This is a genomic window from Shewanella sp. M-Br, assembly GCF_036245925.1.
In the GTDB taxonomy this organism is placed as follows: domain Bacteria; phylum Pseudomonadota; class Gammaproteobacteria; order Enterobacterales; family Shewanellaceae; genus Shewanella; species Shewanella oncorhynchi.
Map to the genome: position 1 here is coordinate 1 of NZ_BJBV01000060.1, position 933 is coordinate 933.

Consider the following 933-nt stretch of genomic DNA (forward strand, 5'->3'; position numbering starts at 1 on the left):
TGCGCCGCGATAACCCATGCCATTCTCGCGAGTTTATTGGCGACGGCTACACAGGCTCGGTTAAAACCTCGGCGTTCTGCTAACTGGATTGCCCAGCAACTAAATTTATCCTGTTTATGACAACTGTGTTGCAACACGGCTCTGGCGCCGTGGATGAACAGGGTACGTAAGTAAGCATTTCCCCGCTTGCTTATTCCAAGGAGGTTATCTTTACCTCCACTGCTGTGTTGCTTGGGAACCAAGCCACACCAAGCTGAAAAGTGTCTACCATTACTGAAATCTTTACCATCACCGACGGCCGCATAAAAGGCTGTAGCGGTGACTGGGCCAATACCAGGGATAGTCTCTAACCGCTGGCAAATCACATTGTTTTTAGTTTCAGTGAGCACTTGAACGTCACAACCCTTAAGCCGTTTTTCTATATCACTAAATTCTTCATATAACTGATAAAAAATGGCCCGACCTTTGGTGGTCAGCGCATTGGTTTCATCCGCTAAAATATCTGGGAACTGTACTTTAAAAGCCGATTTACTTTTGTTTATCACAATGCCGTATTCCGCTAACATCCCTCTGACTTGATTGATTAAGGCGGTTGATTGTTTATTTAAACGCTCACGCATGCGGTGAAGCAGTTGTACATCTTGTTGCGCGACGCCTTTGGGTTTTACAAACCGCATACTGGGTCGCTGCGCAGCTTCAGCGATGGCTAAGGCATCGTTGTAGTCATTTTTATTACCTTGCCGAAAAGGCACCACAAATTGAGGTGCGATTAGCTTGACGTTATGGCCCAACAGCTCAAATTCTCTGGCCCAATAATTTGCCCCACTACAGGCTTCCATCACAATCAGACACGGCTCAATTTGAGCAAGAAAGGGAAGTAAGTCCTTGCGTCTAAGCATTTTCTTTTTGATTAACTTGCCTGCTTTATCGACA

The 933-nt window shown here is 45.8% G+C and carries 1 protein-coding gene; it reads right to left on the reverse strand.

Features of this window, described 5'->3' with window-relative positions; all coding sequences use genetic code 11:
* Positions 1-933 (reverse strand): IS110-like element ISSba19 family transposase (locus AAA952_RS22290; protein ID WP_338259707.1); only part of this gene is annotated, 933 nt, incomplete at both ends.